At 55.9% G+C, this 26,617-nt stretch carries 23 protein-coding genes, 2 tRNA genes and 2 rRNA genes; 11 read left to right on the plus strand and 16 right to left on the minus strand.

Translation table 11 applies throughout. From position 1 onward, the window contains the following. The 4 genes from DMG62_18395 to DMG62_18410 form a co-directional block, all read right to left on the minus strand. A 23S ribosomal RNA gene (locus DMG62_18395) occupies window positions 1-1,037 on the minus strand; the annotation flags it as partial. A 715-nt stretch (window positions 1,038-1,752) separates the two neighbouring features. Further along, window positions 1,753-1,828: transfer RNA gene (locus DMG62_18400), tRNA-Ala, on the minus strand. A gap of 83 nt (window positions 1,829-1,911) precedes the next feature. Next, window positions 1,912-1,988 (minus strand) — tRNA-Ile (locus DMG62_18405). Between the two features lie 377 nt (window positions 1,989-2,365). Further along, window positions 2,366-3,880: ribosomal RNA gene (locus DMG62_18410) — 16S ribosomal RNA — on the minus strand. An 89-nt stretch (window positions 3,881-3,969) separates the two neighbouring features. Between DMG62_18410 and DMG62_18415 the strand changes: the two genes are divergently transcribed. Then, window positions 3,970-4,596, plus strand: coding sequence for a hypothetical protein (locus tag DMG62_18415; protein PYY21424.1), 627 nt, complete (start codon window positions 3,970-3,972; stop codon window positions 4,594-4,596). A 192-nt stretch (window positions 4,597-4,788) separates the two neighbouring features. Here the strand turns inward: DMG62_18415 and DMG62_18420 are convergent, their stop codons facing one another. Continuing rightward, entirely contained in the window at window positions 4,789-5,427 is a 639-nt protein-coding gene (locus DMG62_18420; GenBank protein PYY21425.1) for a hypothetical protein, read from the minus strand. Window positions 5,428-5,854: 427 nt separating this feature from the next. Further along, window positions 5,855-6,391 (minus strand): hypothetical protein, encoded by a 537-nt coding sequence (locus tag DMG62_18425; protein ID PYY21426.1) that lies wholly within the window; start codon window positions 6,389-6,391, stop codon window positions 5,855-5,857. 223 nt (window positions 6,392-6,614) lie between these two features. Between DMG62_18425 and DMG62_18430 the strand changes: the two genes are divergently transcribed. Both DMG62_18430 and DMG62_18435 read left to right on the plus strand, forming a co-directional pair. Then, window positions 6,615-7,880: a hypothetical protein gene (locus DMG62_18430; GenBank protein PYY21427.1), complete on the plus strand. Its 1,266-nt coding sequence runs from the start codon at window positions 6,615-6,617 to the stop codon at window positions 7,878-7,880. A gap of 97 nt (window positions 7,881-7,977) precedes the next feature. Further along, window positions 7,978-8,190, plus strand: coding sequence for a hypothetical protein (locus tag DMG62_18435; protein PYY21428.1), 213 nt, complete (start codon window positions 7,978-7,980; stop codon window positions 8,188-8,190). Here the strand turns inward: DMG62_18435 and DMG62_18440 are convergent. From DMG62_18440 to folP, 4 genes are all read right to left on the minus strand, one after another. Then, on the minus strand, window positions 8,187-9,746 hold the full coding sequence (locus DMG62_18440) for a hypothetical protein (GenBank protein PYY21429.1): 1,560 nt from the start codon (window positions 9,744-9,746) through the stop codon (window positions 8,187-8,189). The genes DMG62_18435 and DMG62_18440 overlap by 4 nt on opposite strands. A 386-nt stretch (window positions 9,747-10,132) precedes the next feature. Next, window positions 10,133-10,336: a hypothetical protein gene (locus DMG62_18445; protein ID PYY21430.1), complete on the minus strand. Its 204-nt coding sequence runs from the start codon at window positions 10,334-10,336 to the stop codon at window positions 10,133-10,135. Between the two features lie 80 nt (window positions 10,337-10,416). Further along, complete coding sequence (locus DMG62_18450; protein ID PYY21431.1) at window positions 10,417-10,710, minus strand: hypothetical protein; 294 nt, start codon at window positions 10,708-10,710, stop codon at window positions 10,417-10,419. Window positions 10,711-11,024: 314 nt separating this feature from the next. Beyond that, window positions 11,025-11,858 carry a dihydropteroate synthase gene (gene folP, locus DMG62_18455; GenBank protein ID PYY21472.1) on the minus strand — a complete coding sequence of 278 codons (834 nt, stop codon included), beginning with the start codon at window positions 11,856-11,858 and terminating at the stop codon, window positions 11,025-11,027. Window positions 11,859-11,964: 106 nt separating this feature from the next. On the opposite strand from folP, the gene DMG62_18460 reads away from it, so the two are divergent. Together DMG62_18460 and DMG62_18465 are read left to right on the plus strand one after the other, a co-directional pair. Further along, window positions 11,965-13,563 (plus strand): hypothetical protein, encoded by a 1,599-nt coding sequence (locus DMG62_18460; GenBank protein PYY21432.1) that lies wholly within the window; start codon window positions 11,965-11,967, stop codon window positions 13,561-13,563. Window positions 13,564-13,732: 169 nt separating this feature from the next. Further along, entirely contained in the window at window positions 13,733-14,662 is a 930-nt protein-coding gene (locus DMG62_18465) for a hypothetical protein (protein ID PYY21433.1), read from the plus strand. A 97-nt stretch (window positions 14,663-14,759) separates the two neighbouring features. Here DMG62_18465 and DMG62_18470 read toward each other — a convergent pair whose 3' ends face one another. Both DMG62_18470 and DMG62_18475 read right to left on the minus strand, forming a co-directional pair. Beyond that, on the minus strand, window positions 14,760-15,812 hold the full coding sequence (locus DMG62_18470; protein PYY21434.1) for a hypothetical protein: 1,053 nt from the start codon (window positions 15,810-15,812) through the stop codon (window positions 14,760-14,762). Between the two features lie 286 nt (window positions 15,813-16,098). Beyond that, complete coding sequence (locus DMG62_18475; GenBank protein PYY21473.1) at window positions 16,099-16,875, minus strand: DNA replication protein DnaC; 777 nt, start codon at window positions 16,873-16,875, stop codon at window positions 16,099-16,101. Window positions 16,876-17,011: 136 nt separating this feature from the next. Between DMG62_18475 and DMG62_18480 the strand changes: the two genes are divergently transcribed. Next, a complete protein-coding gene (locus tag DMG62_18480) occupies window positions 17,012-17,716 on the plus strand; it encodes a DUF2306 domain-containing protein (protein PYY21435.1) in 705 nt (234 codons plus the stop codon). Between the two features lie 55 nt (window positions 17,717-17,771). Here DMG62_18480 and DMG62_18485 read toward each other — a convergent pair whose 3' ends face one another. After that, window positions 17,772-18,125, minus strand: a complete 354-nt coding sequence (locus tag DMG62_18485; GenBank protein PYY21436.1) for an alkyl hydroperoxide reductase — start codon at window positions 18,123-18,125, stop codon at window positions 17,772-17,774. Between the two features lie 9 nt (window positions 18,126-18,134). Further along, on the minus strand, window positions 18,135-18,278 hold the full coding sequence (locus tag DMG62_18490; GenBank protein PYY21437.1) for an alkyl hydroperoxide reductase: 144 nt from the start codon (window positions 18,276-18,278) through the stop codon (window positions 18,135-18,137). Window positions 18,279-18,685: 407 nt separating this feature from the next. Here DMG62_18490 and DMG62_18495 point away from each other — a divergent pair, with 407 nt between their 5' ends. From DMG62_18495 to DMG62_18505, 3 genes are all read left to right on the plus strand, one after another. Next, a complete protein-coding gene (locus tag DMG62_18495; GenBank protein ID PYY21438.1) occupies window positions 18,686-19,939 on the plus strand; it encodes a 2'-deoxycytidine 5'-triphosphate deaminase in 1,254 nt (417 codons plus the stop codon). A 230-nt stretch (window positions 19,940-20,169) separates the two neighbouring features. After that, window positions 20,170-21,063, plus strand: coding sequence for a 3-methyl-2-oxobutanoate hydroxymethyltransferase (gene panB / locus DMG62_18500; protein PYY21439.1), 894 nt, complete (start codon window positions 20,170-20,172; stop codon window positions 21,061-21,063). Window positions 21,064-21,223: 160 nt separating this feature from the next. Then, window positions 21,224-22,075 carry a pantoate--beta-alanine ligase gene (locus tag DMG62_18505; GenBank protein PYY21440.1) on the plus strand — a complete coding sequence of 284 codons (852 nt, stop codon included), beginning with the start codon at window positions 21,224-21,226 and terminating at the stop codon, window positions 22,073-22,075. 270 nt (window positions 22,076-22,345) lie between these two features. Here the strand turns inward: DMG62_18505 and DMG62_18510 are convergent, their stop codons facing one another. Then, entirely contained in the window at window positions 22,346-23,728 is a 1,383-nt protein-coding gene (locus tag DMG62_18510; GenBank protein PYY21441.1) for an APC family permease, read from the minus strand. A gap of 615 nt (window positions 23,729-24,343) precedes the next feature. On the opposite strand from DMG62_18510, the gene DMG62_18515 reads away from it, so the two are divergent. Together DMG62_18515 and DMG62_18520 are read left to right on the plus strand one after the other, a co-directional pair. After that, on the plus strand, window positions 24,344-25,447 hold the full coding sequence (locus DMG62_18515; protein ID PYY21442.1) for a (2Fe-2S)-binding protein: 1,104 nt from the start codon (window positions 24,344-24,346) through the stop codon (window positions 25,445-25,447). A gap of 440 nt (window positions 25,448-25,887) precedes the next feature. Next, on the plus strand, window positions 25,888-26,124 hold the full coding sequence (locus tag DMG62_18520; protein PYY21443.1) for a hypothetical protein: 237 nt from the start codon (window positions 25,888-25,890) through the stop codon (window positions 26,122-26,124). A gap of 21 nt (window positions 26,125-26,145) precedes the next feature. Here DMG62_18520 and DMG62_18525 read toward each other — a convergent pair whose 3' ends face one another. Continuing rightward, window positions 26,146-26,514 (minus strand): RNA polymerase-binding protein DksA, encoded by a 369-nt coding sequence (locus DMG62_18525; GenBank protein ID PYY21474.1) that lies wholly within the window; start codon window positions 26,512-26,514, stop codon window positions 26,146-26,148. Window positions 26,515-26,617 lie beyond the last annotated feature (103 nt).

Genomic DNA, 26,617 nt, shown 5'->3' on the forward strand with positions numbered 1-26,617 from the left:
AAGCTTAGCCCCCGCCGTCTGACTCCCGGATTGGTTGTTGCATGGCATTCTGAGTTTCGTTGGATTCTGTAAGCTGGAAAGCCCCATAGTCCATCGAGTACTTTACCGCCACCACAAATCATCCGAGGCTAGCCCTAAAGCTATTTCGGAGAGAACGAGCTATCACGGAATTTGATTAGCCTTTCACCCCTACCCTCAGCTCATCGGAGCTTTTTTCAACAAACACCCGTTCGGCCCTCCAGTGAGTTTTACCTCACTTTCAGCCTGGCCAAGGGTAGATCATCCCGCTTCGCGTCTATTCCTGCCAACTGATTCGCCCTATTAGGACTCGCTTTCGCTGCGGCTCGCTTTCGCTTAACCTTGCTGACAAGAATAACTAGCCGGCTCATTATGCAATAGGCACGCGGTCAGACTTTTCGCTTGCGCGACATAGTCCTCCCACCGTTTGTAGGCACATGGTTTCAGGTACTTTTCACTCCCCTCGCAGGGGTTCTTTTCACCTTTCCCTCACGGTACTGGTTCACTATCGGTCAGAAGCTAGTATTTAGCCTTACGGAATGGTCTCCGTAGCTTCAGGCAGGGTTTCTCGTGCCCCGCCCTACTCAGGTATCGACTTCGAGTCCAGATCGTTTTCGCTTACGTGGCTATCACACTCTATGGCCCCATTTTCCGATGGGGTTCAGCTAACGACTGGATTGGTAACTCTACTATTGTCGACCCTACAACCCCGGCTACACCCGAAGGTGGAACCGGTTTAGGCTATTGCGATTTCGCTCGCCACTACTTTCGCAATCGAGGTTTCTTTCTTTTCCTCCTGGTACTGAGATGGTCACTTCCCAGGGTTCGCTCGTGCCCGACTATTTATTCATCGGGCCGTACGGGGGTTTTGCCCCCGTGGGTTTCCCCATTCGGAAATCCCCGGATCAAAGCCTGCTTGCGGCTCCCCGAGGCTTATCGCAGCTTGCCACGTCCTTCTTCGCCTGCTTCTGCCAAGGCATCCACCATGCGCCCTTAGTAGCTTGACCATAAAATTAACTCGACCCACGGCAGTTCCTGCTCTCACCCGGATTCTCAACTCCGAATTTCTTCAGAATTGTCATCCCGAGTGAAGCAACATGCTTGAGAAGCATGTTGCGAAGCCGAGGGATCTGCATTTCTGCAAACCACTGCGTCTTCCGCAATCGCCACCACACGCCGCGAAAATTTTATGAGCCTTAAACTCCCTGCTCATCGCGCGCTCGACTCTCTCAAGTCCCGCGCCCCAGCAGGTGTTTTCACTTTCTAGGCACTCATAAAAATTTACAGCCTTGTAGATTGCCCAATCTATTCAGTTGTCAAACATCGTCCTCGCTGAAACGTCATTGACGTTCAGCAATCCGCCTGAGCGGATCTGGGTTCAAGCTAGAAGCTAATAGCCAGAAGCTAGCAGCTGCTCTTCTCCAACCCAATGTTCGGCGCCACGCAACACTCTATTAGACCGTACTCGTTATACGTATGACGGTTGTCGCATGACGCCCAACATCAAGCTGGTTTAAATTTACCGATGCGGCGTGTCGGGATCAATCCCGCGCTCAATCTTGGCGATCCGCTCCTGATGCCGAAGCACGAGAATCACAATCGCAATTACTCCGCCGACAATCACGGAAACAATCGGTATCAGTAACCCGCGCAATTCCAGTATCGATTCCATCCAACTCTCCGATACCCTTGATTGAAGCCGACGACCGAAGGCCGACGACCAACGACAGATTCTGGTGGAGCTGACCGGGATCGAACCGGTGGCCTCCTGGTTGCAAACCAGGCGCTCTCCCAGCTGAGCTACAGCCCCACAACAAGTTTCAAAGTTTCACGTTTTCAAAGTTTCATGGCTTTTGAAACCTTCGAAACTTTGCCACCTTGAAACCTGATCTTTGGTGGGCCTGGATAGACTTGAACTATCGACCTCACCCTTATCAGGGGTGCGCTCTAGCCACCTGAGCTACAGGCCCGGTTGTTCCAAAATACCACGACCGTTTCCGGAGCCCAAAATCTCGCCATCGGTCGTCGGCCCTCGGTCGTCAGCACAACCCATTCAGCGCAAGCCTAGCTGGTTTTGCCGACGGCCGAAGACCAACGACCGACGACTTTTTTCGAGGACAAGGTTGAACGTGCGGCCGGGCTAAGCCCAGCCTGACCATCATGCTGAAAAGTTCGAGAAAGAGAGGTCCGAACAGTAGCTGTAAGCCCGAAAGCTTACAGCGGATTTCCAGTTTCATTTTTCAGGTTAAGGAAAACGAAACCGGGTACATGGCAACTTCACTCGTATGTTTAATCCCCGTTGTTCCGAAAAACGCGGGGGCCGCGAGTGTGCCATGACGTTCTCTCTTAGAAAGGAGGTGATCCAGCCGCAGGTTCTCCTACGGCTACCTTGTTACGACTTCACCCCAATCATGAACCATACCTTGGACGGCTACCCCCTTGCGGTTGGCACGCCGGCTTCTAGTGCAGTCCACTTTCGTGATGTGACGGGCGGTGTGTACAAGGCCCGGGAACGTATTCACCGCGGCGTTCTGATCCGCGATTACTAGCGATTCCAGCTTCATGGAGTCGAATTGCAGACTCCAATCCGAACTGAGGCCGGCTTTTTCCGATTAGCTCCCCCTCGCGGGTTTGCGACGGTTTGTACCGGCCATTGTAGCACGTGTGTAGCCCTGGACATAAAGGCCATGAGGACTTGACGTCATCCCCACCTTCCTCCCCGTTATCCGAGGCGGTTTAGCTAGAGTGCCCAGCTTGCCCTGATGGCAACTAACGATAAGGGTTGCGCTCGTTGCGGGACTTAACCCATCATCTCACGACACGAGCTGACGACAGCCATGCAGCTCCTATATAGCAGTCCCTTGCGGGACGCAGATGTTTCCACCTGATTCCACTACATTTCGAGCCCAGGTAAGGTTCTTCGCGTTGCGTCGAATTGAACCACATGCTCCACCGCTTGTGCGGGCCCCCGTCAATTCCTTTGAGTTTCAGCCTTGCGACCGTACTCCCCAGGCGGGATGCTTATCGCGTTAGCTTCGGCACGATCGGATTGGGTACCGATCACACCAAGCATCCATAGTTTAGGGCTAGGACTACCAGGGTATCTAATCCTGTTTGCTCCCCTAGCTTTCGCGCCTCAGCGTCAGTTGTGGTCCAGTGAGCCGCTTTCGCCACAGGTGTTCCTCCCGATATCTACGCATTTCACCGCTACACCGGGAATTCCACTCACCTCTCCCACACTCAAGCACGGCAGTTTCTGATGCAAGCTCCGAGTTGAGCCCGGAGATTTCACAACAGACTTACCGCACCGCCTACGCGCCCTTTACGCCCAATAATTCCGAACAACGCTTGCCCCCCTCGTATTACCGCGGCTGCTGGCACGAAGTTAGCCGGGGCTTCTTCTTCCGGTACCGTCATTATCGTCCCGATCGAAAGGAGTTTACGTCCCAAGGGACTTCATCCTCCACGCGGCGTTGCTGCGTCAGGGTTTCCCCCATTGCGCAAAATTCCCCACTGCTGCCTCCCGTAGGAGTCTGGACCGTGTTTCAGTTCCAGTGTGACCGAGCGCCCTCTCAGGCCGGCTACTGATCATCGCCTTGGTGAGCCGTTACCTCACCAACTAGCTAATCAGCCGCGACCCCCTCTTCAAGCGCATTGCTGCTTTGATCAACCGGCGTCTCAGCCAGAAGATGTTATGCGGTATTAGCCCCGGTTTCCCGAGGTTATTCCCCACTCGAAGGTAGGTTAGTCACGTGTTACTCACCCGTACGCCACTGTACTCATGGATTGCTCCACTTTCTCGTGCGACTTGCATGTGTTAGGCACGCCGCCAGCGTTGATTCTGAGCCAGGATCAAACTCTCGTTTGTAACCTGAATGACTCGCCCCTCGACGGAAGTAGAGGGAATCGAGTCGCCGCCCTGCGCTCGAAAGGCAGGGACGGACATACTTTGTGAGATCGCTTGAACTTGCTACTCAAGCGTTCCAGGATCCCGGCATGCCGGGACCATCTCACGACTGGCACGTTCAACCTGTTGTCAAAGACCAAATCCGCATTCCGCCTGAGCGGCGCGTTTCAGTCGAACTCCCGGCACTCGAAAGCACCGGTTGTCCTCGAAACTTGTGTCATCTTCACGGTCTGTTCAGACGCGTAGAGACGAACCTTTCAAAAGTACCGCAGCCATTCTCGATTCGTCAACCCGCGGCGTACATATTTCGCGCAGATGTTGATTTCTCTGGTGCATCTCCGCTGCATTTTGCAGACGACATTTTGCAGACGAGAATGCCCACAGGGAAAAGCTGCTGTTTAAAGAACTTCTTCGGAGGTCGTTGCGACTTGCAAAACCCTTCAGAGCCTGGGTCCCCGCCTCAGCGGATTTGCTCTGAATTCACTCTGGCCTTGGCGCCGGAGTTTGCCTTTTTATCGGCTTACTATCAGATGTTCCAGGGAGCCCTTAAGATTCAGCGATTTCTGAGTCTCTGCTCAACCCGGCTGACTGCCAACCGTTATCGTCGAGTTCAGTTATACCAACCGGCACCGGTTTGCGCAAGCGCGGGAGTGCTGTTTTTTGGTGCATAGAAGCAATCGGCACTCAGCATTCGGCATTCAGCCAAGAACCATTTTCTTGCGACATCTTAGAGCCCTGTTTTTGCCTCGCTTCCTCAACTCCAGTAACGGTTTATGGCCGAATGCTGAGTGCCGAATGCCGAGTGCTTCTACCCCGGGGTTACCCCGAAATATCCACAGGGTTACCCCGAGTTTTCCACGGGGTTACGCCGAACTTTCCTCAGGGTTACCCCAGAGGTCGGTTTCACTGCGAGGTGGTTTGCGTTTTGCGACGCGAACACGTTTTGGCTTCAGCGTGGAATTTGCGATCTGCACGGCGCGGAGAAGCAACGCTGCCGCTTGCGGCTGGATTCTCCCGGCTACGATATGCTCCATGATCTGCTTCACCGCGAGCTGCAGGCTTTGGCTGTTCTCCAACACCTCAATTCGTATGTTGGGGCTCTGCTGATTGTCGATAGAGCGGGTATGAAAAACGCAGTGATACCTGCTTCCCATTGCCGGTGCGCGACATTGCTGGCCATTAGATTTCAGGTAACTGCATCGAGGAGCCTTATTAGCCAGCTTCAACAGTCCCATATTGAGGCCCTTACGATTCAGCGCCTTTTGTAGCTCGCCTATTTTGATACTTTGCTCGTAGAAATGTATGTGCTTATCCCGCTCCTCGTTGGAAAGCGCATCCATTTCCTCATCGCTCATGTCGACGGGTACTAACTCCGGTTCCTCAGGTTCTCCCGCTGCCGCTTCGCGAAAGAGACGATCTATTTTTTGCCAAAGTGCCGGAGCTTCAGCAGCCTCGTCCGGTTCGTTGTCTGATTCTGGGTATACCTTTTCTTCGTCACTCATAATTTGCGTGCTACCACAGAACTTAGAATTGTCAACAAACATTTGAAGACCGAGGCAAAAACGGTCAGATGCTGTGGGCAATGCCAGCGCGAAGCACGGAATTCTGATAGCCCAGCGGCGTAAGCCCTGCGCGAGGGGGATGGTTTCAAGTGGTAGCCCTGTAGGCGCGGCACTGTTTCGTTGCTGCCTGCAACACTATGGATCAGAATGGGAAAAAGCCGCGCCTCCAGCGCTCGTTCTTTGTCCCACACAAACCCAGGGCTCCCGCCTTCCCACAAATCACGGCTTACGGCAGTGGGCTACGAGAATTCCGCGCTGCGCGCTGGTTTTACGTTAAACCGATCCCATTGCTCTAACTGCGCATCACGGAGTAATCGATCAAACCCTTACCTCTTGAATTCCGGGAACCGCGTTTTCGAGTGCGTTACTACTTCTTCTCTTTCACGTCGACCGATGCCCGCGTCTTCTCCCAGTCAAGATTCAGCTTGGCCGAATCAGCGCCGGTTTTGTCGAGACCGATGGTGAATTGCTCCACCGATTGCGGCAATGAGCTCGTAGTCATGTCCACCCGCGCGAGATCCTGGCTCTGGTCGTAGTTCGTGCCCCACTGTCCCGTCTGCTTGTTGATGATCAGCTTCCACGAATTCTGCCCGGGGAGCGTGAACAGCGTGTAGCTGCCGGCTGGAACGGTGGTGCCGCCGATTAGCAGATCGGTATCGGTTTTGAGCGAGGTAGCTTCGTTGGCTCCGGTGCGCCAGGCCTCGCCATAAGGAACCAATCCACCATAGATCTTGCGGCCTTTCGCGGATGGACGGCTGTATTCGATCGTGACCTTCTTGCCGTCAGCGAACGTTGCTTCGGCGCTGCCCGGAGGGCTGGGACGTTTGCTCTTGTCCTGCTGCTGTGCCCACGAGGACACGACGAGGAAAACGACAAAGGCGGCGATTGCTGTGTGTCTCTTCATAACGAACTGCCTCCCGATCAAGTGATTAGTTTTCAGTGTTCAATCTCAGCCGTCCCGAACCACGCCGGTTCGGCAGCTATGTTGGACGATTTACGGCGCTTTTAGTAACGGGTTTCAACTTCCCGAGGCTAAGAATTGCAGGTACCAGCGGACTTACTGGAAACTGGCCACTGACTGCTGATTACTTCTTCTTAAACGCCCATAATCATAGTGCAGCAGCGAGATGAAATGGCAGCAGTCCATCCCGTTCACGCCTGAGGCGAGTGCAGATACCCTCGGCCGTCTTCCAGAAACGCCGGCGGTTTTTCTCCTGCGCAGCGACGATCCTAACGCCGATCCGTACATCAACAAGACCGCCAACCTACGCAGGCGTCTCGAGCGGCTTCTTTCTGCGGCCTCGCCGGATAGCAAGCGCCTGAACCTGCGCCAGCGCACCCGAGCGATTGAGTACACGCTCACCGGTTCCGATTTTGAAAATCGACTGCTGCTGTACAAAGCGCTGCGCGAATACTTCCCGCGCTCCTATCGCAAGCGGATGAAGCTGATTCCCGCTCCGCTGATTAAGATCGGGTGGGAGAACCAATATCCGCGGGCATATTTCACCAGGAGATTAGGGAAGAATGCAGTCCTGAACAAATCGCAGGCTGAGGTTACGCAATCACCCAAAACAAGCGTCTACTACGGTCCATTCGCTTCGAAGGCTGCGGCAAACAAATTCCTGAATGACGCGCTCGATCTCTTCAAATCGCGGCGCTGCACGTTCAACCTTCATCCTGATCCGTCGTTTCCGGGATGCATTTACTCCGAAATGAAAATGTGCCTGGCGCCATGCTTTGCCGGCTGCACCGACGCTGAGTATATGGCTGAAGTCGCCCGCGTGCAGGATTACCTCGACAGCCGCGCGGCATCGCTGGTCACAGAACTCGAAGCTGAGCGCGAGGCGGCAAGTGCGGAACTGGAATTTGAAAAGGCCTCGGGAATACACGGTCGCATTGAAAAAACCAAGGCGCCATGGATGGGCGTGCCGGGAATCGTGGGACGCATAGAACAGCTTCGCGCCGTGATCGTGCAGCGTTCGGCGCTTGCGGAGCACGTTGCCCTATTCGAGTTTCGCGATGGCTTGCTCCATGGTCCGCTTCAGTTCAGCGTGGCAGCCATGCAGCATGCCAATCCCAATTCGGGATCGAGTTCTTTGTTCTCGCATCCACACATGGCTGTTCCGCTCGAGTCCGACACCAAAGCTGGCAAATCGAAGCCTCAGACCCTTGAAGCTCGTGTTGCCGAAGCTTTGGGCACGATCGAGACGCGCAAACCAGAGCGCGGCGAACTGGCGGACCAACTTGCGCTTCTGAAGCGCTGGTATTACCGGTCGAGTAAAAAGGGGGAAATTTTCATTACCCATTCAGGCGAACTGCCGCTAAGAAGAATTGTCCGTGGAATCTCGCGAGTTTTTAGAGGAGAGCGGCAAGAGATGAACACGGAGCGATGAGTCGATCCTCGCCGGAGGCGCTCGATGTGGATGAAAAGCCTGCCGCTCGCCCAACCGCCTAATGTGAAAGCCCAGCATGGAGTGCTGGGCGGGTTGGATGATTCCGGGTCCCGGAGGGACGGCATGGCTGCCGATGTCGCGCTCAATTCCATATGCCGTCCCTCCGGGACTCGGGATTCTAATCTACGCGTCAACCCAGCATTTCATGGCGAAAACCAGGCATTTCATGCTGGGCTTTCACATTCGGCGCCTCCGGCGCGGTGGGGCATTTGGCATGTCAACCAGCATTTCGTGTGGGGCTTTCATTTAGGCGCTTCCGGCGCTGCCCAATGCTCCAGCGCTTCTCTTGCGGAACACCACGCTCACGCTCTCGCGCCAGCGCTCGTCAATCGCCACGAGGTTCCAATTGACCTCGGGTGACAGGAAGCGGAGGATCGTGTCGGTTGCGGGATGAATGTGCAGAGTGGGCGCAACCAGTAGGAGAATCGGCGATTCGGATGAGAGAGCGTTGGCACTTCCGTCCGCCTCGATGAAATAACCGAAGCCGTGAAACTCTTCACGCTCGTGATGCCATTTCACGCGCAACCAATAGTCCAGGCCTTGTAATGGAAGATGAATGTCTTCGTCGGCCTTGAGTTCGATAACAGCGAGTTGGCCGTTGCGGGTGCTGGCCAGCAGATCGATCATGCCGCGATCTGATGCGGCAAAGGCTGGGACTTGCGCATAGACGTAGCGCGGGTCGAGTCTTGCATCGAGCAACGTTATATCCTTCTTCACTTCGGATTCCAGCCATCGCTCTGGCTGCATGCGCCACAATGGGTGTTTCTTATCGCCTTCCGCTCGGCGGAGCTCGCGCAATCGTCGCATCAGATCTTCAAACAGCGGTTCGGACTGTTCTGTAAGCAGAGTTTCATGCGGGCCGCTGCCGAAGACGATCTCCGGCGTCCGATCGAAGCGGTGGTTCGGACTGGCAACGCGCGCTCGCGCAAACTCCAGCCCATGCAGGCGGAAGCCGAGTTCTGTTGAGCTGAGAACGATTCTTTCGCATTCAGGAACGGCGCCGCGAATGCGTTGGATTGCAGACTGAAAACGTTCATGGACTCGGCTCGTCTCCGGACAGTGGACTAGCCGTGTGGCGATGTTTCCCTGATCGGAGAGATCGAGTTGCTCGAAGGTCTCCCCACGCTCGTCGAATTCGAATAGCTCAAAGCGGAAGGCCGCACGATGCAGATAATGCATTCGCGCCTGGATCACCGCCGACCGGCTGCGCGGAATAAACAAGCGCAATCCCTCAACTACCGATCGTGTAACTTCGCGCTCACGACAATATTGAAACCAGAGCAGCGCAAAGGTGAGCGCTCCATCGACCGATGCCTGCAACTCCGAATCATTCACTCCAAAGACACAGATGGTCGACCGTCCATGACGCAGCACTCCTCGCGTGTACACAGGGCTGAAGCTGTGCTCCAGATCTGCCGTAGAGACCAGCCCTTCGACATTCCAATCTGGGAAGGTGCGCTGCAGTGCTCGTCCCAGCAGCCGCTGATATTGCAGACGCGCCTGGCGTTGCACGGCTGGAGGCCGTCGCTCGCGGTCAGAGACAATTTCGATCCATGATGGCTTTCCCTTGCCGAAGCGCTGGATGGCCAGATTGAGCTGTCCGTTCTTTCGTTCGAGATCGACGACTCGCCTGACGGTGTTCCTCTCGTGCGACCACAAGTGCAGCAGGCACTTGCCGTTTTCTCCGGAAACGGAATACTTTGCGGCGCTCAGATCGAAAGTCGTTTCTCCTTCCTCAATCACGCAGGCTCGCGGAGCCGTCGCCAGGAATTCTTCGAGTTCGCGCGCAACATGGGCCGGATCCATCTTGAACAATTCCCTGATCGGGTACGAAGAAGCGGAATCGTATCCGTCACATTCAAATTACTCAACAGAAAGTTTGCTTGCCTGGTTCCGGCCGCCGTCTTCACCCCAACAATTGCAAACCAGCCGCTTGCCGCAGACCCGCCCCTCGACCGGGTGCAACGCGGTTCGGGTTTCATGATTGTGTAGTGCGAGACGATCGAAAGTGGCAAATGGACTGATCAAGAGCTCACGGCCAGGAGCGGCCAGAACCACGTAAGCAAAACCCGGAGCATCGGCGTCCGCTGGGGCCCCGACCCTGGCCGGTTCTGATTACTATCCCCTGTTCCGTGTCCTCTGTAACCCGTCCCCTTCCCTCGCTCCTTACCGGTCTCCACAAACCGCGATGCTCAAGCAGCCGTCGAAGGATCGTCGTCGCGATCACTCAGCATGGTGTCGGCAAGGCGAAGATACCGGCGGATGGTGCCGGTCTTGTCGTGATCTATCTCACGCTGAATGTGAGGTTCTTCTTTCGAGTCATTGGAGGCGGGACCTGTAAAATCCGTCTTGCTCAACTGCACGCTCCTTTTCCCATAATTGAACTTGAGAATCACAACCTATGGCCAAATACGGGAATGTATCGCAGCGTGGATTTGCTTGACAAGAATTAAGAAAGACGCCGTAATCCGTGAACTTACGACGCGGCTTCGGCAGTCTGAACTTTTTGTTGCATCTGATGCAGATGAATTGAGCGTACGCGCGCGTGGTGATCGGGGAACTTTTTGTCGACGGCATTCTGAGCGATATGCCACGCGCGATGAATGTGGTCTGAGCAGAGATGCAAGACGACGCGCTTGTTGTCGGCGGTCCTTGCCTCAATGCGGTAAGCGGCCAACTGCGGACACTGCTCGTGTCCGGTGACCAGTCCAAAACCGCAAAGCACAACCGTTCTCGGCATGAATCGAGACTCACCGAAACGCAGAAACATAGATTTCTGCGAATGCTAGGGGTGTTCGCTAAATTTCGCTCCGGGGTTGGAGCAGGTATGGCTGTCCTCAAGCAGCCTTGCAAGGTTGTTGGTAATGCTCTGGACGTGGCTTTCCCGTTTCTGGACTCAGCCCCAAGAATCTCCGCTCTTCTGGAGTCATTTCACGGCCATACTTTTCAACGAACCTCTCTTCCACGTCCGGCGGCAGGGCGGCAGTTCCGCGGACAATCCGAACTGCTGACATGCGGGTGTAGATGCCTGCGGCAGGCTGGATGGTTGTTCCCCAAAGGCTTAAGCGGATGGGACTAAAGGACTTAAAACTTATCAGTTATGGCCTGGGCGGACCGCCGGCGTGCTCGGAGGATGGAATCGGTTGTTCTGACCGCCTCTAGCGTTTCCCTAACATCATGAACACGAACCAGATGCGCGCCTTGGAGGATACTTGCCGTCACCGTTGCCAGGGTTCCAGCCAGGCGGTCGGAAACGGCCTCGCCACCGAGCGTGCCTTTGGTGAGGAACGACTTTCGGGAGGTGCCGCTGAGCAGGGGGAATCCCAATTGATGCAGCTCGCAGAAGTCGGCAAGCAGCGAAAAATTTTCGTCGAGGCGCTTTCCAAAGCCAAATCCAGGATCAAGGACAACGCGCTCGCGCTGGACGCCGGCCTCCGTGGCGCGCTTCGCGAGGCTGCGCAAATCTTTCAGCACCAGGGGCGTTACTTCCGCTGCTTCCAGCGGGGGCAGACTACGCCATTCCGGAGGACGTCCGCGGCTGTGCATAAGCACGCATCCGCAGGCATTCGATACCAAAATGGGAAGCATGTGCTCGTCCCACGTGAAACCGCTCACGTCGTTCACGATCTCGGCCCCGGCTGCCAGTGCTGCTTTCGCAGTTTCGGCTTTGTAAGTGTCGATCGAGAGCAGGGCATCGGAAGCCTGCTTCAGAATGCCTTCCACGACCGGGAGGACGCGCCGCTTTTCCTCATCGGCCGGGACGAACTCCTTTTCTCCCGGACGCGTAGATTCGCCGCCGATGTCAATGATGTCCGCTCCCTGGGATAGGAGTTCGATCGCGTGGGCGATGGCACGATCGAGGTCGAAGAACCGGCCGCCATCGGAGAACGAGTCGGGCGTAACGTTCACGATGCCCATAATGAGCGTGCGCTCGCCGAGCTTGAGCGAACGGGAACGCAGCTTCCAATCGAATCGCGGACGCATGCAGCGATTGTAAACAGCGCGTGCGCTACAATCCGGCGCAATGACCAATTTCTGGCTGCGGCTCATCGCGCTGTTCCTAACGCTGGTTGCTTTTGCGAATTCCCAGTCGTCGGATACGCAACAATCCGCACCTCCCACGCCTGCGGTTTCTCCGCAGGCAATGCAGGAGCTGGGCACACGGCTGGCGTCGCGCATCAATCTGATCCGGCTACAGGATCCGCGGGCGCAGCATGCGACATGGGGCATCAGCATTGTCGACCTCGCAACCGGTGGTTCGCTCTACGCGGAAAACGCAGACAAGCTGCTGCAGCCGGCATCGAACACGAAGTTGTTCACGACTGTGACGACGATGGCTCTGGTCGGCGCCGACCACAAGTTCCTGACGACCATGGAATCCGGCGGCGCTCCTGACAACAAGGGCAGACTCGCTGGCGATTTGATTCTCGTCGGACGCGGGGATCCCAATCTCTCTGGACGAATCCTGCCGTATAACAGGAGAACGGAGCGTGTAACGGAGCACGCGCGAATGCTCGACGAGCTTGTGGATCAGGTTGCCGCGGCTGGCGTTAGAGTGATCGATGGCGACATCGTTGCCGACGACAGCTACTTCGTCTATGAGCGCTATGGCGAAGGCTGGACACAGGATGACTTGATGTGGGACTACGGCGCTCCCGTTTCGGCACTAACTATTAACGATAATGTGGTTTTTGCCAGTCTCAAACCAGCCGATCGTGTGGGCGAGCGGGCGCTGCTGACCCTTGACCCTTACAGCAGTTACTACACGGTCAGGAATCTTGTCACAACAACCGGGCGCGGTGTCGCACGCAATATAGGGATCATGCGGGAACCTGGGTCGCTGGAATTGACATTCTGGGGAACCATCCCAGTCGGCGACGCCGGAGATGACGAAGCTCTTGCCATCGAAGATCCTGCAACGGCAAACGCTCAACTGTTAAAGACGCTGCTGCAACAGCGTGGAATTACCGTTCGCGGCAAAGTTCGCAGCGTGCATTCGCTGGCCTGGCAATATCCCCCACCTCTCCCTCATCAGCCACTCATGGTGGCGGCGGGTAATCCGCCATCGCGAGTCATTCTGGCGCAACATCAATCGGCGCCGCTGCTGCAGGATCTCGTGGTCATTAACAAAGTCAGCCAGAACCTGCATGCGGAGCTGATGCTGCGTCTTCTGGGAAAGCTGAAAGGCGTCTCCGGATCGGTCTCAGGCGGGCTCGATGTCGAACAACGATTCCTGACAGAACAGGTACACATGGACGCTGCTGAGTTCTCGCTTTACGATGGGTCAGGACTCTCACGTTCCGATCTGGCAACGCCGCACGCTTTTACTCAACTGCTGCAATACGCCTATGGGCAGCCCTGGGCCGCACAGTTTCGTGAAACATTACCCGTCGCCGGAGAAGATGGTTCGCTCTCCACGCGCTTCAAGGGCACATTCGCTGCCGATCATCTACAAGCCAAAACAGGACAATTGGGTGGAGTGAACTCTCTGACCGGTTATGCCCTGACTAAAGCCGGCCACAACATCGCATTCTCAATCCTGGTGAATCACCACACGCTGGGAAATACCAGAGCCAAGCAGATGATTGATGACATCTTGAATGCTGTCCTCGAAGAAGATTGAACTTCAAGGGCAATTGAACACGGAGGAGACGGAGGGAATTGAGGAAAATCAAAAGGCAAAAACATTATGTCGGTCTCATGCTAAATCTTCGGTTTTAACTTTTCCTCGGCGCCCTCCGTCTCCTCCGTGTTCAATCCTCTTATCGAAGTGGGTAAAATAAATCCCGACTATGCTAATCGCATCACATTCGATTTCTCAGCAAATCCAGGAACTGGCACTGCAAGCCGGGCTCACGCTTGCCGGTGCCGGATCGGGAACTGATTTCACTGGAGCTCCGACCACAAAGCTTCAACTTAAGTCTGCTATTGGCACCACCTACTCGGTTGAAACGAGTGAATCGCTCTCCGCCGAAATTGAAAGACATACGCCCTTAGGCGACGAGTTGAAGACCTATCTTCAGGTTCTCGCGAAGCGCATGCAGACGGCGCGTCCTGATGTCTTTCTCACTCTTCACGGCTTGCCGCTCTCGATGCAGCAATTCAGCTGGCCGTACCATCATTCCACTTCGGGAGCAGATTCGTTCATTCTGCACGGCATCGCGCAACTGGCGGAGCCAGGAAGTCCGCTGCACGCGAAGGTAGCAGCCAGTTTGACCGTAACCTTTGCCGAAGTACTCCCGGCCCTGGAGCAGCCTTACGCGGAGGGGGTCACATTCAACGCCATCCGCAAGACGCTGGACCTCGGGCAGCTCGAACTCCTCAAGAGCGGCAATCGCCAACCGGTGCCGGTGAGCACGCGCTATTACAGCTTCCGCCAGCAGCGGTTCATCTTCAGCGAGACCGACGATAGCAAGCGCAAGGAATTCGTGCGCACCAAGGTTTTCTGGACGGGCGCACGTCTTGGCGAGGGCAAGGCGAGTTGGATCGCAGATCCTTACGACGCTCAGTATCTCGACTGTTCCATCGAGGACTTGCAGAAGATTGGGCGGGAGCTCGCAGGCGAAGGATGGCTTACCCTGGATTCTTCCGAAGAGTACGCGACTGTGAGTGCAAAGCTCTCGGGGCAAGCGGATCACTTCGTGAAGCAAATGGAGTCTGCTCTTGCTTTGCTGAAGCCCAGATTCAATGAAGAGATGCGCGCTGGTCACACCAACATGTGACGGGGATTAACACGAAGCGCACGAAGGGAAAGAAGAGGACGCAAAAAAATCCTTGTGACCTCTGGTTTCGCCTGTGACCTTCGTGTTCGCCTTGCTTCTAGGCTACGTCTTCTTTGTGCCGATTCTGGAGCTCTTCGCAAACGCTGCAGCGGCCTACAATCTTGGGACGCTCTCTGCGTAGATTTTCTTCAAATCGAGCCCAGCGCTGTCCCTGGCTTGCATCAGGATAGTTCGGCAGTCGGCCTCGGCTGGTTTCTGTTTCCATTCCGCCGATCAGTGGATAGCTGGGCTCGTCGGCATCGTGGACATTGCCGCGTTCGTGCATACGTCCAGCAATATCCTCACTGTTGAAGATGGCATCGCCCTCGATCGTTTGCTCCACGGGTGCGAGCTTACTGCCACGGTCGGTGTGATAGAACCGATCGTCCTCCCGGTTCACAATGTCTCTGGCGCGAGTGCTGCGCGAGACATCAGCCGCTTCGCCAATTGAGCGGTCGGCGATGTTCTTCGCGCTCGATCCAGAGTCGGCGGCAATGACCGGCTTGTCTTTGATGTCTCCACGATCTGCTCCGATCGCGTCTGGAACGAACTCCAGACGGTCGTTCGACGGATTCTGCCCGATGCCAGTGGGGGTTGTGTCCATCATCCCAACTTCCCGGTGATGGATGGGGCTCTTGTAACCTGAGGCCGACCGTCCGCTGCTCGTGATGGGCGCTGATCCCTGTGCCCGCAGGCCATCAGATACCAGGATGTTGGTTCCTCCCGCCTGGTGCAGCAGACCACCTGTCTCCTCAAACTTCGCTGAGCCGCGGTAAGCGCGTTCGTATGTGTCCCAACGCTTCTCGTCGCCTACAGTGTTCTCGTCGTACACAGGGAAGTTCTCGATTTGCTCCTTCGAGAGCGCGACGACGTACTCGTCTTCCTTGTCGCTGCGTGGACAAATGCGTTCCGCGGGAACAAGAAAGAGTTTGCTCTTGAGCCATCCGCCGGTATCGACAACCGCGTATTGCACCGCCCCGCTGGAGTGATCGAAGATCACATCTTTTATTTTGCCCAGCTTCTCGTCTTCGCGCCCGTAGAGCGCTGCGCCACGGATATCGTCAGTGGAATTCTCGAAACGGAAATCATGCAGAGTGCCGAGGTGAGCCATCGTGATGCTCCTGAGCTGGATTGGCCAGAGCAGCGGAATCCCTCTGGCGCTATAGGCTCAGATGCGGCATTCAGAGCGGAGGAGACCTCTAGAATCGGGTGATCCGGTGATCGGGTGATCGGGTGAAGGGAAACCGAGGCGTTCAGCTTTCGACTCTCGGCGTTCAGCCTGTAAGCCCGCTCCGGGGATTACGGAAACCCGTTATTTGCGCGAAGCCGACAGCCGATCGCCGAAAGCAGTTGGTTTTACTTCACCCGATCACCCGATGGCCCGATCACCCGATCATTCAATGTCTTTGTCGCCGTGCCGTCGGACGGTAGTCCTGGCCTTCGAGCTTCACGACTCTGCACATTTCCTGCAGCCTGGAGCGCATGCGTTCGCCGATCCTGTCGCCGAGAGTCTCTTCGCGCATGGCGCGCCGGGCTGCGAATTTATCGCCTGGTTCACCCTGCGTTCCTGCCGGAGGTTCATCAGGAAAATTCGTCGTGATGATTGTCGTGCGCTTGTCGTTATAGCGGGTGTTGAGTACCAGGCTCACTGTGTCCCAGACCCACTCGGTAGGTTTCACGGCGCCGAGTTCATCCAGCAGCAGCACTTCCGCTTCAAATACCGGCTTGAGGATCTCCAGCTCCGTCGCCTGCACGCTGGGATTGTAAGAATTCTGAATCTGCTTCAGCAGTTCTCGATAGTCAACGAAAAGGCAGGAGATGCGCTTCTGCTCGATAAGCGCGCGAATGACGCCCACGGCGAGGTGAGTCTTTCCGACTCCTACAGGCCCAATGAATAAAGGACCAGTAGTATTCACGGGATAGTCCTCGACAAAGCGCTCCGCACGCAACCTGGCGGTATTCAACGACGGATGCAGGCGTTCATCGACTTCGTAGTTCGTTAAAGTGCAGTGTCCATATCTGGCGGGGATAGATGCTTTCTTCAGCAACCGCTCTGACCAGTTGCCGATGCGGCACTCGCAACGGGTTACGCTTTGCGGCTTGGCGGTGGTTGCCGGGATCGTCTTCCATCCCGAGCCGCCACATTGCGGACAAGTTTCGGTAGATACAGGCATCGAACTGATCAGAATTCGCTGGACGATTTCATCATAGGCGAGAGCTGCAGAGACCACAAAGGTGCCCAACTGTTGGTCCATCGAAGTCCCACGAATCTCACGAAACCCAACTGAGGTTCGCACCGTACCATAAGTCATGCGGCCGAAGACCGGGCTTGTGCGGCTTCTATGGACATGTATCTGGATTCTTGCCTTCATCGGGCTCGCAGCGGCTGTACGTCGCCTTCTTGCGTTAGACCTTCCTGCGCAGTTCTCGAGGAGCAATTCACCCACAGCGGCGTTGGACATCGGTTTCAGCCGGCACAAACTGCTGACCCTCGTGCACATATTGCCGGGCATGCTGTTCATGGTGCTTGGCCCGCTTCAACTCTCGCGAACCATTCGCAACCAGCACCTGAGGTTTCATCGCTGGTCAGGACGCGTGTTTCTCGTCTGCTGCGCAATCATCGCAGTCTCCGCGTTAACGATGAGCTTCCAGATGGCGATTGGTGGCGCGAATGAGACTGCGGCAACTGTGCTCTACGCGCTCCTATTTGTGTTTTGCCTGACAAAGGCGTTCATTCATATTCGGCGCAGAGAGATAGCCCTGCATCGTGAGTGGATGATTCGCGGCTTCGCAATCGGCCTTGGCGTGGCAACCGTGCGGCCCATCATCGGCGCATTCTTTGCAGCACGGCGGTTATCGCCTCATGAGTTTTTCGGGACAGCGTTTTGGCTTGGCTTCACGATCAATCTGATCGCCGCGGAGGCGTGGATTAACTACACACGCGGCCGGCCAGTCGCTGAACCGATTACCCTTTTCTCAGGTGAAAAAGCTCGCGCCCCAGCTCTGCGCAGATGATCTTCGGCAGAACCCTTTCACGATGGAGAAACGCGTCTCCGTGGTTAACGCGGCTCTAACCGACCAACGACTGAGCAGACGGCGCCAGTCGCTCGAGAACTTCCATTACATCCTGATTGTCAGGCGATTCGCCAAGTTCATAGAGTTGAGCGAAGACGATCTTGCCCGTCTTGTCGATCACGTAGATAGCCCGTTCGTTGATTCCCGGAATAGGATCGCCTTCGCGGAAGACGCCGTATTTCCGCGCTATCTCGCCGTGGGGATAGAAGTCGCTCAGCAGGGGGTAGTTCAGCTTGCCGATTTCTTTTTCCTGCCACGCGATGTGGCTCCAGGTGGAGTCAACGCTAATGCCCATGACCTGGGCATCGTAGGCGGCGAACTTGTCGAGTTCTCGACTGTACGCCGTCATCTGCTCGGTTCACGTGGGTGTCCAATCCAGCGGATAGAAGGCGAGCACAACGTTCTTCTTGCCGCGGAAGTCGCTCAGGCGCACTTTATGACGCCGGTCGCCCGTGACCGCTGGAAGTTCGAAATCCGGAGCCGCACTGCCAACTGAAAGCACTACTTTCCTCCGCTCTTACGAGCTTGCCTGACCTTGGCTATTTTGGGAACCCGGCAGGTGGGATAGGTAATTTTAACGGGACGGAGCGGCACCTTCAACCGTGCCGACGATAAATATAGGGCCGAAATGTTAAATCAGTGTTAACCCCAGCTTACGCTTGACGCCAGGAAAAATGAGCTCGATTGGGTTCGTGTCAGGCCACTGACTTCAGTCGTGCCGGAAGTAATCGCATATTTCCAACCCCACTCTTCGGCACGACTCAGGGTGGATGCCCCGACGCGAACAGCAATTCAGCCAGCCCGGTGAACCATTATTTATTCTGTACGCGAATTCCACCGTTGGTACCGAGTTTTCAGCGAAGCTGCCTATTGCCCTCACGGTTTGTGGCAAGTAACCTGCCGTTAGCGATGAATACACCCAAGCAAAGCCTGCCGAATGAACCTGAGCTGGAGCGCAACAACGGAATCCTGCCGGCGCAATCGCTGCGTGCGCTGGTCAAGAACGGAGTAATTGTTGCTCCGGAATCGCTCCCCATTAAGGACGAGCAGATTCAGCCTGCCAGTATCGACTTACGCCTGGGCACACAGGCGCTTCACGTTCGAGCCAGCTTTCTGCCGGGAAAATCGTCCACGCTGCTAAAGAAGGTTCATGATGGGCTGCTAATCGACACGCTCGACCTGCGCCAGCCAACTCTGCTGACGCCAAATTCGGTCTACATCGTAAAGCTCACCGAAACTCTGAACTTGCCCGCAGACGTGAGCGGGATCGCGAATCCTAAGAGCACTACGGGACGCCTGGACATCTTCACGCGACTGATCACCGAACACGGCGAAGAGTTCGAGCGCGTTCCACGCGGATACTCGGGTGAGCTGTACGCGGAAGTCGTAACCCGAAGCTTCCCTGTCTATGTTCGCGAAGGCCTCAAGCTTAATCAGCTTCGCTTCATCCGCGGCAAAGCGGAGGCTCGGCGCGACAGTGTGCTGCGTGAGCTTGCCAAAGACGACCAACTGGTTCGCTACGAGACCGAGGATCGTCTCGTGGACGCCATCAATCGCGGACTGTCAGTGACGGTGAACCTGGAAGGCAGCGAGCGGTCGGACATCGTTGCCTACAAGGCAAAGAAATACGCTGCACCCATTGATCTCAGCAAAATTCGCCATTATGAGATGGCGGACTTCTGGGAGTTCATCCGCAAGCCGGCCAGTCGTCGTCTCATTTTGGAACCAGATGAGTTTTATCTGCTGGCGTCGAAGGAAAAAGTCCGCGTCCCCCCCGACCATGCCGCCGAGATGGTTGCATACGATCCGACGATGGGCGAGTTCCACGTCCATTACGCGGGCTTTTTCGATCCGGGATTCGGATACGGTGCCCAGGGTGAGATTCCGGGCACGAAGGCAGTGCTCGAAGTCCGTGCGCACGATATGCCGATCCTGCTGGAAGACGGCCAGTTCGTCGGCAAGCTGCTCTACTACCGCATGGCCGCGACGCCGCAAGTGGTGTACGGGCAAGATATCGGGTCCTCGTACCAGAAGCAGGAACTTACTCCCAGCAAGCAGTTCAAGTTCACCGAGCCTCGGGAGACTCAGATGAAGCACGAGGAGCGTGAGACTGAATGGAGCGCCAGAGGGAGACGCGATGTAGTGCTTTTGGAGCAGCACTGAAAAGGCAGCAGAGAGGCAGCGGAAAGGCAGCAATTAGCGATTAGCAATTAGCTAAACCATGGATAACAATGGTCTTCTGCTTTAGTTAATTGCTTATCGCTAATCGCTAATCGCTTATTGCTGCCTTTCGGGTATTGCTAATTGCTAATTGCTGCTCTAGAATTCTCTCGTCTGCACCCTATTTGCAGCTACAGGCGCTATCCATCTGTGGAAGTGCACTGGAGGAAACAATGAGCATCACCTCGCCTCGTTTTGGTGACGACGCCAAGGTCACCATCAATTCCGTACAAGAAAAGAAGCAGCAGGGCACGCCGATTACGTGTCTTACCGCTTACGATTACGTTACTTCGCGGCTGGTCGATCAGGCTGGAATCGACATGATCCTGGTGGGCGACTCGCTCGCCATGGTCGTACTCGGCTATGAGAACACCTTGCCGATCACGGTCGATGAGATGCTGCATCACGTGCGCGCTGTGCGCCGTGGAGTACGCCGTGCGCTCGTCATCGCCGACATGCCGTATGCCTCGTATCACGTCGATGAGAAGCAGGCGGTCAAGAACGCTGCCCGCTTTTTGAAGGACGGCGGGGCCGAGGCCGTAAAGATCGAGGGCGGCGAGAAGCGCGTCAGCCTCATTCATAGGCTGCTGGACGCCGAGGTTCCCATCATGGGACACATTGGGTTGACTCCTCAATCAGTGCACATGATGGGCGGCTATCGCGTGCAGGGCAAAAGCCTCGCCGCAATCGAGAGGCTGGTGAAAGATGCGGTCGCGCTGCATCGAGCGGGCGTCTTCTCAATTGTGCTGGAAGGCATTCCTCGCGAGGTGGCGCGGATTATTACCGAGGAAGTCGAGTGTCCAACCATCGGCATCGGCGCAGGACCGGATTGCGACGGGCAGGTGCTCGTGATCAATGACATTCTGAATCTCACCGACCGCGAGCCGGCAAAGTTCGTCAGGCAGTACGCCGATGCGGGCGCGCTGATCTCGGGAGCGGTGAAACAGTTCAAAGCTGACGTCGAGTCGAAGGCCTTTCCGGCTGACGTGGAGTCGTATCATCTGCCCCGCGAGACTCAGGCCGATTTGGAAACGATTCGAGCGCGTAAACGGGCGATGACGAGATAAGACCGAAGAGCGAACACGGAGGTCACGAAGGCAGAACTAGAGGTCACAAAAAAACAGATGCCGGCGTTGTGACCTCGCTTTGCCTTCGTGACCTTCGTGTTCGCTCTTGTTTTTGTCATTGCGAGTAAAGCAGTCCATCGAGATTCGAGCACATTCCTGAATGAAAATCCTCCACGGTGCTGTCGAGACTCGCTCGGAGGCACGCGCTGCCAAGCTGCAGGGCAAGCGAGTCGGATTTGTTGCCACCATGGGCGCATTGCACGATGGGCACATCTCCCTTGTGCGTGCAGCCAAAGCGAAGTCTGACTTCGTGGTGGCCTCGATTTTCGTGAACCCGACACAATTTGGGCCCAATGAAGACCTTGCGAAATATCCGCGAACGTTCGAAGCCGACCGGAAAAAACTCGAGGCCGAGGGCGTCGATTTATTGTTCGTGCCCAGTGTCGAAGAGATGTATCCGCCAGGAGCTGTCACGTTTGTGACAGCGGAAGGAATCAGCGATCGACTGGATGGACGCTCGCGTCCGGGACACTTTCGCGGCGTCACTACGGTTGTGGCAAAGCTATTTCATATCGTCGAGCCGGACGTGGCGCTCTTTGGGCAAAAGGATGCGGCACAGGTGGCGATCATCAAGCGCATGGCTCGCGATCTGATATTTCCGCTTGAGATTGTGGTGGTTCCGATCGTGCGCGAGCCGGATGGTCTGGCATTCTCATCGCGCAATGCGTATTTGTCGCCAGAAGAACGTAGGCAGGCAGCGGCGCTTTCGCGAGCCTTGCGCGCGATCGAATCGGGATATCGAGGCGGTGAGCGCAGTTCAGCGAAGCTGATCGAGGCTGCGCGCCAGGTTCTTGCCGGCGAACCGGCGGTGAGAGTGGACTATATCGAGATCGTGGACCGGGATACGTTGGACCCTGTCTCCCAAATCGGGACAGGGACCCTGGTGGCTGTAGCGGCTTTTGTGGGGAAAACACGATTGATTGACAACATCATTCTGTCCAGTACCAGGTAAAAACCGGCTTCTCGCCGTAACCTGGTACCGGCCGCCCTCGGCCGGTACAAGGCTGAAGAAACCCACGAATGCTCGTGAATACAAGCACTTTTGTACTCAGCAATGAGTGACCAGCTGATTCTTCTGCCGGCACAAAGCTGAACTCGCTTGCATTCGAGTAGAAGAATTAGCTCGTCGTTGGAAGTTCTTACACCGAAAAAATATTTGGGTTCACCAATACTCGTTGGTTCCTCAACCGTGTACCGGCCGGGGCGGCCGGAACCACGTTAGCTAACCTGGTATACCCGTCGCGAGTCTCTTCGAAAGCCGGAACGCTGGATAACTTACCGCCAAGAGAATCAGCGCATACAAGCTGTTGCGCGCGTCTGCTGCGCAGATACTCGCCAGAAATCCGAGGTAGATCAGCAGTGCAAAGATCGTCGTCCAGGGATAGCCCGGGATTCGATAGGGTCGTTCCCGATTTGGTTCGCGCCGCCTCAACACGAAGATCGAAATGAAATCGGCGATGTAGTTGATGACGAAGAAGAACGCCAACACCGCGATGATCTTGTTGAATCCGCCGTACACAATGAACATCAGCGCCGCCGCAGTGCTGAGCGCCAAGGCGATGGTCGGAGTTCCTCCCCGATTCACGATATCGGCCTGCCGAATGACCAATTTGTCCCGTGACATCGCGAACAATATCCGGGAAGCCATCATGTGGCATGCGTTCATGAAGCTGATCACCGAAATCACGGTAAGCGCCGCGATCAGGCGCGTTCCCTGACCGCTCCACAGACGATCGGCGGCCGCTCCCAGCGCCATTTGCTGTCCTGCGACGGCGGAGATCGGCAGCACATGCACAATCGCCCAACCGACTGAGATGTAGATCGCGGCTACGGCCAGAGCGCCACCGAACATCGAGCGCGGAATGTTGCGAGCGGGATCTTCGACTTCCTCCGAGAAGTAAATGACACCGGCCCATCCATCGTAGGTGTAGATCATGGACTGCATTGCGATTAGAAAGGCAACGAACAAAGGCCATCCATGAGGCAGTGCAGCCGTAGCCGCCGAAAGCGATTGAGAATTCGGCGGTTTGAAAAGCAGGCAGGCAATTACGAAGGCAAAGAATCCCAAACCTTTCAGCAGCGTGCTGAACTGCTGGAAGCCGCTGCCCCAGCGCACTCCCTGCCACTGCAAGGCTGCCAGCAAAATCAGAATCATCGCTGCCAGCCATCGCGACTTCCCTGCCAGCTCAGGAAAGAGAATGCCGAGATACTCGCCCATCACCACAGCCGCGGCGGACTCGCTGCCGCAGGTTGAAAGCCAGTCGGTCCAACCGATCACGAAGCCGGGATATTCGCCTAGAGCATGCCGCGCAAACGTGTAGTGTCCACCGGAATAGGGCAGCATCGTACCCAGCTCAGTGATGTTTATGGCGGCAAGAAAAGTTAGGAAACCGCCGGCGATCCAGACCGCAATGAACAGCCCCCGGCTGGGGAGCTGAGTAGCAACATCACCGGGAGTGCGGAGCATGCCGACTCCGATGGTGTTGCCGACGATGACGGCAATGCCGAATCCAAACCCAAGGATTTGCAGCAGGCGTCCACGTTTGCGCTCGGAACTCCGCACTTCTACCGCTGAGGGCGAGGAAGGATCGCGTGATCGGGTCATGGAGGATCGGGTGATCGGGTGATCGGGTGATCGGGTGATCGGGTGAAGTGAAACCCAAAAGGCTTTCTGCTATCGGCGTTCGGGTTTCTGCCAGGAAGCTGTCCTGTGAGTTACATAGCAACCCAGAGGCCGACAGCCGAGTACGAGTGCCGAAAGCCTCTTTACTTCACCCGATCACCCGATCCTTCCAGTGGCCATGCCGTTCTCTCCCTTTTAGTGTCATCGCGTTCTCTTCGTTTTACTATCATCCCGAACGAAGTGAGGGATCTGCTGTTCCTGCGGACGTAAAAAATAACAGCAGATTCCTCGCGCCACAATCAAGCGCTTCGGAATGACAGTGTCTAGAAAAGCACGCCTCTTACTTCACCCGATCAACCCGGGTCATCGGATGATCGGGTGAAGTGAAACCCAAAAGGCTTTCGGCTATCGGCGTTCGGCTTTCTGCCAGGAAGCTGTTCTGTGAGTTACATAGCAACCCAGAGGCCGAAAGCTGACAGCCGAGTGCCGAAAGCCTTTTTACTTCAACCCGATCACCCGATGGCCCGATCAACCGATCCTTCCAGTGGCCCGATCACCCGATTCACCCCGACCTCATGGTTAAATAGAATTCCCAACATGGCTACCGTTTCCCGCTCGCGTAATTCGAATTTCGAAATCGATCCCGCGGTTGGGAAGTCGTGGACTCTTCCGGCTGACGTGTATCTCGATCCGGCGTTGCTTGAGCGCGAGAAACAAGTTCTGTTCAGTAAGACGTGGCAGATCGTTGGACGGCGTGATCAGGTTGCGAATCCCGGAGATTACTTCACTGCTGAACTGACTGGCGAACCTTTGCTGATCGTCCGAGGCAGCGATGGCGTTCTGCGCGGCTTCTACAACGTATGCCGTCATCGCGCCGGTCCGCCGGCGGAAGGCTGTGGATCGCGGAAAGTGTTTCGCTGCGGCTATCACGGCTGGACGTACTCCCTCGATGGTCGTTTGCTGAATGCTCCAGAGATGGATGGAACCACAAACTTCGATCATTCCCAGTTTGGCCTGCAACCCGTTCCCATTGGGGAATGGGGAGCGTGGGTCTTTGTTAACCTCGATGCGCGAGCTGGGGCTCTGGTCTCCGGCTTGCGCGAATTGCCGGAGCAAGCCGCGAAGTACCGGCTGGAGAAGCTCAAGCTGGCCGAGCGGCGCGAATACGTGATGGAGTGCAACTGGAAGGTTTATATCGACAACTATCTCGAGGGCTATCACCTGCCCAGCGTGCATCCCAGTCTGAATCGCGAGCTGGACTACGGTCAATACGTCACTGAAACGTTTGCGTTCCACTCACGCCAGGCGAGTCCAATTCGCGGTCCAGAGAACGAAAAGGACGTGCAGCGCCGCTACAGCCAGGCGTCGGGTGGAGATGAAGCTGAGTACTTCTGGATTTTTCCCAACTGGATGTTGAATTGCTATCCCGATAACGTTTCGCTCAACATCGTGCTGCCGCTTGCGACGGAGCGTTGCGTCGCTGTCTTCGAATGGTATTTCCCGGAGAGTGTGGTCAAGACGGAAGCACCAACCCAAACCATTCGCTTCAGCGACGAAATTCAGATCGAAGATGGACGCATCTGCGAAGTCGTTCATCGCAACTTGAAGTCGCGCAGCTATACTCGCGGCCGATTCAGCGCCAAGCAGGAAAAGGGCGTACATCAGTTTCACCGCTTGTACGCGAACTGGCTGGAAAGCTGAGCTGGGATTTTCCACAGCACAGATCCGAATCACGGCTGTTGCATTCCTGCTAGAATTCTGCGCCAGCAGCTACCCTCCTCGACAACCTGCCGAAGCTGCTCGGCCATTCCAGGGCAGACCATGTGTTGATCAGCGGCAGACAAGTTGCCGAAAAATGGTGTGGAAAGGAGCTTTAGGGAAGGGCCCCGACTTTAGTCATGCGGGTTAGAAATGGTTCGCGCTTTATCGCCCGAGGCAGCGTGTTGCTGATGAAACAAGGCATTTACCTCAGCGGCTAAAGCCGAACCATTGTGGGATCGCATTTACGGCACAGATGAGCCGTGCCCTTCCCTACTGCAAATCCTCCTTCTTCCGCAGCCTGTAGAACCGCTGCCGGCCATCTTTTTCGTTCAAGCAGTAGACGAATTTCTCCAGGAACGCTTCTTAAGTGAGTGATTCGTATGAATAGCAAAGATCCAGACTCCAACATTGGCGTTGGCGGACGCGCGACGTTCTGGGAAGGTGTGTTCGAAGTGAGCAGCGCTATGGAAAGTTCACCACCATCGAACCCACCTCAAAACGCGCATCCGGGTGAGGCGGTTCTTAGCTCCTACGCGCACCGTGAAGTTCGCCCTGTGCGAGAACGGCGAAGCAGAAGACGCGAAGAAGGCGCCGAAAATAGGAAATCCGGCCGCTAGCGGCCGGATTCCAACTTGTTCTTAGGTGTGCGACTCTTCGAGTAAGCCCTTTTCCATTTTCTCCTGGCACTCGATGCAGTAGCGCGTCCATGGCACCGCTTCGAGGCGCTTGGCGTTGATTTCGTTGCCGCAGTGGATGCATTCGCCGAAGCTGCCTTCGCGGATGCGTGAGAGTGCCATCTCGACCATCCCGAGTAGCTGGCGGTCGTTGTTGCTCTGCGCGAAGAGGAATTCCTTCGTATAGGAATTGGCGGCGCGGTCGGCGATGTCCTGCGCGGCTTCCGCATCCGCGATGCGGCCGTCTTCCTGTGTCCGCGATACTACTCGGCGCAGCTCCTGCTGCCGCTGCTCGAGCTGCTTCCTGAACTGTTCCAGGCGCTTCTTTTCCATAGTTGCCTGCATTCCCTGGCTCACCTCGCAAAAAGTCGAAAATAGATAGATGCCGCGGCGGCTTTTGGGGAAACAAAAAATCATATGCCCGCACGGAATTCCA

This window comes from Acidobacteriota bacterium, from assembly GCA_003225175.1.
GTDB lineage: Bacteria > Acidobacteriota > Terriglobia > Terriglobales > Acidobacteriaceae > Gp1-AA112.